This window comes from Kitasatospora sp. MY 5-36, from assembly GCF_001182915.1.
Lineage (GTDB): Bacteria > Actinomycetota > Actinomycetes > Streptomycetales > Streptomycetaceae > Kitasatospora.
The window spans coordinates 1-8,374 of record NZ_LFVW01000294.1; the positions used below are offsets into that span (position 1 = coordinate 1).

Here is an 8,374-nt window from a genome sequence, read left to right on the forward strand (position 1 = left end):
AGGCGTCACCGCCGTGACGATGAACGTCACGGTCACCGAGCCGCAGGCCGACGGCCACCTCACCGTCCACCCGCACGGCGACCAGCGCCCGAACGCCTCCAACCTCAACTGGACGGCCGGCCGGACCACCCCGAACCTGGTGACCGTCCCGGTGAAGGACGGCAGGGTGTCCTTCTACAACGCCTCCGGCGGCACCGTGCACCTGATCGCCGACCTCGCCGGCTACCACACCGCCGAGGGCAGGATCAGCTACCACCCCGATGGCCCCGAGCGGCTCCTGGACACCCGCGTCCAGCCGGGCGGCAGCGCACCCGTCCCCGCCTGGGGCACCCTCACCCTCGACCTCGTGAACTACCCCTACCTCGCCGGAATGACCCTGAACGTCACGGCCGTCGAGCCCGGCGCCGAGGGCCACCTCACCGTCTACCCCCAGGGCGACACGGTGCCCAACGCCTCCAACCTCAACTTCCTGCCCGGGGAGACCGTCGCCAACCAGGTGGTCGTCCCGGTCAGCAAGGGCAAGGTCTCCTTCCACAACGCCAGCGGCGCCCCGCTGCACCTCGTGGTCGACAGGTTCGGCTACCAGGCGTACTGACCCCGCTCCGTACGAACGGCCCCCGGAACCAGGCCCCGTGCCCGGTTCCGGGGGCCGTCGCCGTCCGGTCCGGAGGTTCGCGGAAACCTCCTTGGCGCCGGTTCCCGCGCCGTGGAATGATCCGGACGCTCTCCGGACGATCTATTCCCGACGCCGGGGGGTCGAAATGCGTCACAAGTGTTTCAAAGTGCCCTGGGGGGTTCCCATTTCCAGATTCCGTACAGCTCTCGCCGCCGGCGTGACGCTGCTCGGGGCGGTCGGCCTGCCGGCCGTCTCCGCGAGCGGCGCGGCCGCGGCGGGCAGCACGCTCTACGTCAACAACACCGCGGGTGCGAACTGCACCGACAGCGGCAGCGGCGCCCAGTCGGCGCCGTACTGCACCATCGGCGCGGCGGCGGCCGCCGTCCAGCCGGGCCAGACCGTCGAGATCGTCGACGGCACCTACGGCGAGAACCTGACCATCACACGATCGGGAACGGCTGAGGCGCCGATCACCTTCCGTGCCCATTCCAGCTGGACCTCGTACGGGACGATCGGGGGGAACGGCAAGCCAGTCGACGGGTTCGTCGTCAAGGGTGCCGACCACCTGCGCTTCGAGGGCCTCGGAATCAGCGCGGCAGCGGGGACCCCCACCGTAACGGTGGACGGAGCCCACGACGTTTCCTTTGACAAGGTCGACCTCGACGGCGGCAGCGGGATCCACATCACCAACGGCTCCGTCGGCGTGCGCATCGGACGCAGCACGGTTAACTCTCCCGCAGGATCGGTGGTCGTCGTGGACGGCGGCTCCACCGGTACGGTCGTGACCACCAATCTGCTCCAGAACATCCGGACGTCCGGTACCGAGGGAGTTCTGGTCAAGGACGCCCCGAACACCGTGGTGGTGGCCAACACTGTCAGTGCGCCCTGCTCCCGGGGCATCGTGCTGGACGGCGGCTCGGCAGGCGCGGTGGTCGAGAACAACGTGGTGAACACGGCGAAGGGGGGGAACGCGGCCTGCGCCACCCCGGCCGCCGCCACGGGAATCACCGTCGGGGCGAGTGCGGCCTCGGGCACCAAGGTCGACTACAACCTGATCGACCGTCGCAGCGCTGGCGCGGGCTATGACTGGGCCGGTACGACCTACGCCACCCAGCAGGCGTTCACCGCGGCCACCGGCCAGGGCGCGCACGACTGGGTGCACCTGACCGACGTGCCGAAGGGGCCGACCGCCCCGGCCGACCACCGGATCGACTCGGCCGACGAGAACGCCCCGGGCATGCTGCCGACCGACATCAACGGCCGTGCGGCCGCCGATGACCCGACCGTTCCCAATTCGGGTACGGGCAGCGGATTCCGCGACCGTGGTGCGTTCGAGACCTTCAACGTCGGCAGTGCCTTCACCCCGGCGGGTCCGGCCCGGCTGCTGGACACCCGTGCGGCCGTCGGTGTCCCGGCGGCGCAGGCGGTTCCGGCGTACGGCACGGTGGACCTGCCGGTGGCGGGGGTGGCCGGGGTTCCGGCGTCCGGTGTGACGGCGGTGACGATGAACGTGACGGTGACCGACCCGCAGGAGGCCGGGCACCTCACGGTGTACCCGCACGGTGACGCGGTGCCGACCGCCTCCGTCCTCAACTGGCCGGCCGGTCGCACGATCGCCAACCAGGTGACGGTGCGGGTGAAGGACGGCAAGGTGTCCTTCTACAACGCCTCCGGCGGCACGGTGCACCTGATCGCCGATCTGGCCGGCTACTACGGCCCGAAGGGTTCGCTGTTCCACCCCCAGGGTCCGGACCGGCTGCTGGACACCCGGGCGCCGGTCGGTGTCCCGGCGGCGCAGGCGGTTCCGGCGTACGGCACGATCGATCTGCCGGTGGCCGGTGTGGCCGGTGTGGCCGGGATTCCGGCATCCGGTGTGACAGCGGTGACGATGAACGTGACGGTGACCGACCCGCAGGCCGACGGGCACCTGACCGTCTACCCGCACGGGGACAAGGCGCCGGACGCCTCCAACCTCAACTGGACGGCGGGGCGGACGATTCCGAACCTGGTGACGGTGCCGGTGAAGGACGGCAAGGTGTCGTTCTACAACGCCTCCGGCGGCACCGTGCACCTGATCGCGGACCTCGCGGGCTACTACAGTGCCGAGGGCAAGGTCAGCTACTGGCCCGAAGACCCGGAGCGGCGGCTCGACACCCGTATCGTGTGGGGGTCCGGCAGCCGGGCCGTTCCGGCCTGGGGCACCGTAACCATCGACACCAGGGGTTCCAACGTCACGGCGATGACCCTGAACGTGACGGTCACCGAGCCGGGCGCCGAAGGCCACCTCACCGTGTACCCGCACGGTGACGCGGTGCCGACCGTCTCGAACCTGAACTTCCTGCCCGGGGAGACCATCTCCAACCAGGTCGTGGTCCCGGTCAAGGACGGCAAGGTGTCGTTCTACAACGCCAGCGGCGCCCCGCTGCACCTCGTGGTCGACGAGTTCGGTGCCGAGAGCTACTGAACCCCCGCCCCACCCCGACGGCCCCGGTGCCGAGCCCCGTGCTCGGCGCCGGGGCCGTCCGGCTGAGTAGGCTCGGGCGGGTGAGCACCCCACATCCCTTCCCCGACCTGCGTGGCGCCGCCACCGGTGTCGGTTCGCTGCCCGGTACCGACGCCCGGGAGGCCGCCAAGACCTCCACCGGGGCACTGGAGCACCTGCCGTTCCTGCCCGAGCTGCCCGCGCGCGGGCCGGGCGCGGACATGATCGGCCGCGGCGCCGGCCTGCTGGTCGAGCTGTTCGCGCAGACCGAGCCGAGCGGCTGGCGGTTCACCGACCGTCCGGGCCGGGACACCCGGCGCGCCCATTCCTGGCTCGGCGAGGACCTGGACGCGCTGGAGGAGTTCACCCAGGGCTACCAGGGGGCGGTCAAGGTCCAGGCCGTCGGCCCCTGGACGCTGGCGGCGAGCATCGAGCTCAAGCACGGGGAGAAGGCGCTCTCCGACCCCGGTGCCTGCCGGGACATCGCCGGCTCGCTGACCGAGGGCCTGCGCCGCCACCTCGCGGACGTCCGCAGGCGGGTGCCCGGGGCCGAGGTGGTCCTCCAGCTCGACGAGCCCTCGCTGCCGGCGGTGCTGTCGGGGTCGGTGAAGACCGCGAGCGGTTTCCAGCGGCTGCGCTCGGTCGACCGGCAGGTCGCCGAGGAGGTGCTGCGCGAGGTGGTCGGGGGCCTGGACGCGCCGGTCGTCGTGCACTCCTGCGCGCCGGACGTCCCGGTCCCGCTGCTGCGCCGGGCCGGGGTCGCCGGGATCTCGCTGGACTTCTCCCTCCTCACCGAGCGCCAGGACGACGACCTCGGCGAGGCGGTGGAGGGCGGCACGATGATCCTCGCTGGTGTCGTCCCCGCCACTGACCAGGCAGTGTCCGACCCGGCCGGTAGTGTCCAGGGTGTCAGGACCTTGTGGCGCAGGCTCGGGTTCGCCCCGGAGCTGCTGGGCCGTCGCGTGCTGGTGACGCCGACCTGCGGGCTGGCCGGGGCCTCCCCGGCGTACGCGCGCAGGGCGCTGTCGTCCGCGGCGCGGGCGGCACAGAGCCTGGTGGACAACCCGGAATGAGAACGTAGGAGGGCTTGCGGTGACGGCTGTCGAGGGCTGGGAGGACGTCCCGGCGGAGGTGCGCAGGCGGCACGCCGAGCTGGCGGCGGAGATCACCGACCACCGGGCCCGGTACTACGAGCAGGACGCGCCGGTCGTCAGCGACGCCGAGTTCGACGTGCTGATGCGGGAGCTGGAGGGGATCGAGGCCGAGCACCCGGCCCTGGTCACCCCGGACTCGCCGACGCAGCGGGTCGGCGGCGCCCCCACCGTGCTGTTCGCCGAGGTCGAGCACCGTGAGCGGCTGCTCAGCCTGGACAACGCGATGGACGACGAGGAGCTGGCGGCCTGGGCGGAGCGGGTCGCCACCGAGCTGCACGGCATCGACTACCACTACCTGTGTGAGCTGAAGGTGGACGGCCTGGCCGTCAACCTCACCTACGAGAACGGGCAGTTGACGCAGGCGGCGACGCGCGGCGACGGCCGGGTCGGCGAGGACATCACCGCGAACGTCCGCACCATCAAGGAGATCCCGCACCGGCTCAAGGGCGAGAACGTCCCGGAGCTGGTGGAGATCCGCGGCGAGGTCTACTTCCCGACGGAGGAGTTCGACGCGCTCAACGCCTCCTTCGCGGAGGAGAACGAGCGGCGCCGGCAGGAGAACGAGGAGCGCGCCAGGGAGGGCAAGCGGCCCCGGGCGATGATCCGGCTGTTCATGACCCCCGCAACGCCGCCGCCGGTTCGCTGCGCCAGAAGGACCCGCACGTCACCGCCTCCCGCCCGCTGCACATGGTGGTGCACGGCATCGGCGCCCGGGTCGGCTTCGACATCGACAACCAGTCGCACGCCTACCGGCTGCTGCACGACTGGGGCCTGCCGACGGCCCGGCACAACAGGGTGGTGGGGACGCTCGCCGAGGTGCGGGCGTTCATCAAGTACTTCGGCGAGCAGCGGCACTCGGTCGAGCACGAGATCGACGGCGTCGTGGTGAAGGTGGACGAGATCGCCCTGCAGGGCCGGCTCGGCGCCACCTCCAAGTCGCCGCGCTGGGCGATCGCCTGGAAGTACCCGCCGGAGGAGGTCACCGGTCGGCTGGCGGAGATCAAGGTCGGCATCGGCCGCACCGGCCGGGCCACCCCGTACGCGGTGCTGGCCGAGCCGGTGAAGGTGGCCGGCTCGATGGTGCAGTACGCGACGCTGCACAACCAGGAGATCGTCAAGGCCAAGGACGTGCTGCTCGGGGACACCGTGGTGCTGCGCAAGGCGGGCGACGTCATCCCGGAGATCCTCGGCCCGGTGTACGACCTGCGGGACGGCACCGAGCAGGCCTTCGTGATGCCCTCGCACTGCCCGGAGTGCGGCAGTGAGCTGCGGCCGATGGCCGAGGGGGACATCGATCTGCGCTGCCCGAACGCGGAGCGCTGCCCGGCCCAGATCCGGGAGCGGATCGCCTTCCTCGGGGGGCGGCAGTGCCTGGACGTGGAGGGGCTGGGCTACGTCGCGGCCACCGCGCTGACCCAGCCGCTGGAGCCGGCCGAGGCGCCGGTGCGCAACGAGGCCGACATCTTCCGGCTGACGCGGGAGAAGCTGCTGCCGATCAAGGTGCTGGTCCGGGACCCGAAGACGGGCATGCCGAAGCTGGACGACAAGACGGGCAAGGAGAAGGAGGTCTTCTTCTTCGCCACCACCAAGGGCGAGCCGAAGAAGTCGCTGCAGGCCCTGATCGACAACCTGGAGGCGGCGAAGCAGCGGCCGCTGTGGCGGTTCGTCAACGGTCTGTCGATCCGGCACGTCGGTCCGGTCGCCGCGCAGGCGCTGGCCCGGGAGTTCCGGGACCTGACGAAGATCTTCGAGGCGAGCGAGGAGCAGCTGGCGGCCGTCGAGGGGGTCGGTCCGACGATCGCCCGCTCGATCCAGGAGTGGTACGCGGAGGAGTGGCACAAGGAGGTCCTCCGGAACTGGGAGGCGGACGGCGTCCGCTTCACCGAGGAGTTCGCGGACGAGGAGGAGGCGGAGCGCCCGCTGGAGGGGCTGACCGTGGTGGTGACGGGCACGCTGGCCGGCCACACCCGGGACGGCGCCAAGGAGGCGCTGACCTCGCGCGGAGCGAAGGTGACCGGTTCGGTTTCGAAAAAGACCGATTTTGTGGTCGCCGGTGACAACCCAGGGTCCAAGTACGACAAGGCTGTTCAGCTCGGTCTGCCGGTCCTGGACGACGCCGGGTTCACCGTCCTACTCGCCGACGGACCGTCCGCCGCCCGCGCCCACCTGGGGCTTCCGGAGCCCGAGGAGGCCGGAGAGGCGGCGGAGGAGACTGTCGAGGACTGATCCGGAGCCGCCCCGATCGGCTGATGACCGGATCGGTGTTGTTATCGTCCTGATGCAACGTCACCGGGTGCCGCACCGTGAAAGCGGGCATTGTGTCACTGTGCGGCACCCGGGCGCGGTGGCGCGTTTCCGGTTGTCCGAAAGTCTGCCCACCGGGTGGACCCCGGCATACCCTGGAGCGCAACAGAGTGTCAGCAGGGGTGGGGGCGCCGGCTGGACCGGAGTTCCACGGGGTCGCTCCATGCCCGGCAGCTGTCGGTACCGGCACGGTGCCTCACCGTAAGGCGGCCTGACGGGGCGGGCCCGACGGAGGACAGGGCTTATGGATCGTACGACCGGCGGTGCGCCCACACGCCCGCCGCAGGGGGTGGCGGGTGCGGTCCTGCTGCTCGGCGTGCTGCTGGCCGGAGCCGCGCCGCTCATCCCGCTGGCCGTCCTGGTCTACCGGTACGAACCCGAGTTGCTGCCGCTGTTCGCCGTGCCCCTGGCGGTGCTGGTGGCGGCCTGGCGGATCGCCCGGGACCGCGCCCGCGACCAACTGACCGACCCGCTGACGGATCTGCCGAACCGTCAGGCCCTGCTGCTGGCCGCCCAGGAGGCGATTGCGGAGTGTGAGCAGGGGTATAGCGTCGGTCTCATCCTGCTCGACCTCGATCGCTTCCGATCGCTCAACGACACACTCGGTCATACGGCCGGCGACCGGCTGCTGGTTCACATCGCCCGCCGGCTGCACCGGGCCCTGCGCTCCGGCGGCCCGGCCGGCAGCGCCACCCGGGAGTCCATCGACGACGTCTTCGCCGGCCTGCCCCGGCACTACCGCCGCGGCCGCCCGATGGTGGCCCGGATGGGCGGCGACGAGTTCGCCGTCCTACTGCCCGGCATCAACTGCCCGGACAGCCTGGAGCGGGTCGCCAAGGCGCTGATCGCCGAACTGGCCGCCCCGATCCGGCTGGACGGGCTGCTGCTCGTCCTGGAGGCCAGCGGCGGCGTCTGCGTCTACCCGCAGCACGCCCAGGACGCCGAGTCGCTGCTGCGCCGGGCCGACGTCGCGATGGGCCACGCCCAGCGCGGCTGCTGCGGCGTCGCCCAGTACGACGAGACCCAGGACGCCGACACGCCGTACCGGATCGGGCTGTTGGGGGACCTGCGCCGGGCGCTGGAGACCGGTGAGGTGCAGCTGCACTACCAGCCGAAGGTGGCCTTCGACGGCCGGGTGGTCGGCCTGGAGGCGCTGCTGCGCTGGGAGCGGCCCGGCCAGGGGAAGGTCTCGCCGGACGAGTTCGTCGGGCTCGCCGAGTCCAGCGGCCTGATGCCGCGGCTCACCGACTACGTGCTGGAGGCGGCCGTCGGCCAGCTCGCCTACTGGCGCGAGCAGGGCCTCCAGGTGCAGGTCGCGGTCAACGTCTCGCCGCGCGACGTGCTCAACCCCGGCTTCGCCCAGCGGGTGGCCGGCCACCTCGTCCGCCACCAGGTGCCGGCCCACGCGCTCCAGCTGGAGATCACCGAGCGGCTGCTGCTGGACGACTCCCGGCGGGCCGCCGACACCCTGGCCGAACTGCGCGGCTACGGCGTCGGGATGTCCCTGGACGACTTCGGCACCGGGCACTCCTCGCTGGTGCGGCTGCGCAGCCTGCCGGTCGGCGAGCTGAAGATCGACCGCTCCTTCGTCTCCCGGATGGTCGCCGACGACCACGACGCGGCGGTGGTCCGCTGCTCGGTGGAGCTCGCCCACTCGCTGGGCCTGACCGTGGTCGCCGAGGGCGTCGAGGACGACGAGACCTGGGAGCGGCTGCACTGCATGGGCGTGGACGCCGTCCAGGGCTGGCTGGTGTCGGCCGCGCTGCCGGCCGAGCAGGCCACCGCCTGGCTGCGGGTGCACCGCACCGGCGCCCCGCC

General features: G+C 71.8%; 3 protein-coding genes and 2 pseudogenes. All 5 read left to right on the forward strand.

What is annotated here, in order from left to right; genetic code table 11:
• Positions 1-595: pseudogene (locus tag AE652_RS48310) on the forward strand (hypothetical protein); the annotation flags it as partial.
• Between the two features lie 238 nt (positions 596-833).
• Positions 834-3,080 carry a right-handed parallel beta-helix repeat-containing protein gene (locus AE652_RS43505; protein ID WP_063780205.1) on the forward strand — a complete coding sequence of 749 codons (2,247 nt, stop codon included), beginning with the start codon at positions 834-836 and terminating at the stop codon, positions 3,078-3,080.
• An 80-nt stretch (positions 3,081-3,160) separates the two neighbouring features.
• Positions 3,161-4,171: a methionine synthase gene (locus AE652_RS20250; protein WP_234348454.1), complete on the forward strand. Its 1,011-nt coding sequence runs from the start codon at positions 3,161-3,163 to the stop codon at positions 4,169-4,171.
• Between the two features lie 19 nt (positions 4,172-4,190).
• A pseudogene (gene ligA / locus AE652_RS20255) lies at positions 4,191-6,478 on the forward strand (NAD-dependent DNA ligase LigA).
• Between the two features lie 322 nt (positions 6,479-6,800).
• A partial coding sequence (locus tag AE652_RS20260; protein ID WP_159028501.1) for a bifunctional diguanylate cyclase/phosphodiesterase occupies positions 6,801-8,374 on the forward strand: 1,574 nt, incomplete at its 3' end.